The 929-nt window shown below is 63.0% G+C and carries 1 protein-coding gene; it reads right to left on the reverse strand.

Annotated elements, in window-relative coordinates:
- Nucleotides 1-247 precede the first annotated feature (247 nt).
- On the reverse strand, nucleotides 248-553 hold the full coding sequence (locus tag QJT78_RS51670) for a hypothetical protein (protein ID WP_038946094.1): 306 nt from the start codon (nucleotides 551-553) through the stop codon (nucleotides 248-250).
- Nucleotides 554-929 lie beyond the last annotated feature (376 nt).

Genomic DNA, 929 nt, shown 5'->3' on the forward strand with positions numbered 1-929 from the left:
CAAAAGTTCTTCTGGAGTGATCATCGATGGTGTCCACCTCGTTCATGGTGGACACCTCATCCCATCCCCGCGCTCAACTGCATAGGTGCGTAGAAAGGAGCGCTTACGGTGCTCCCATCCCCGCGGATCAGATACCCAAGATCAACGGGCCCCTCACCGGATTGCACGGCTGGCACGATCGGCCGGGGACGATAGAGCGACTGAGACGGGCCTGGTTCATCCGGCTGGCTCACGCGGGGATGATGGATCAGGCGAACATCCCTGCGGCCTCCTGGTCCAAACGTAGCCGAAAATAGCGCTCCCCATTGATCACAAACTGACTTGGCCCGAACTGGTTTGGCAGCAGATGCATATTTCCCAATACATCGATCAACACGACTGAAGCCGCCTGGGAGCCGTGGCGCCAGCCGGCGCCAACGATCGCTCCTATATCCCGCAGCTCCGGAGCCGCCCCCGGCGGTCCTGCGAACGACGAGGCGGCTGCAAATTCAGATGCTGGCGCAGAGCGCGCATCGTCACGCAAGTCGTGGGGTGTGGGGTGGATCCAGATCAACGAAGGAGTCGAGACCGCCGTAGATGTTTGACGATCGAGGCCTCACGCACGACGGCGATGCGGAGTCTTGCATCTGTTGCCCGAGCCAGGCCCAGGCTCCCTGGCTGGGGGTGGCCGGTGTAGCAGGAAGCTCGAGCGGCGGATGAGCTTGCGCGCCCCAGTGCGGCGCTGGCTCTGGTGAGGCGGGTCCTTGGATCTGCTCGCCAAGCCAGTTCCAGGCTCCGGCGCTCGGCGTCGCCGGGGTTGCGGGAAGCTGCTGCGACGAACCCCCGTGGGTCGGTCAAAATCCCCCGGGTATGGTCACTTGAAACTCCCCCACCTGATGATCGCCGTCAGCGCCGCTGAACAGCAGTAGCCGGTCAGGCAGGACGTTTAT

The sequence above is a fragment of the Bradyrhizobium sp. Mp27 genome (assembly GCF_029953005.1).
GTDB classification, from domain to species: Bacteria; Pseudomonadota; Alphaproteobacteria; order Rhizobiales; family Xanthobacteraceae; genus Bradyrhizobium; species Bradyrhizobium barranii.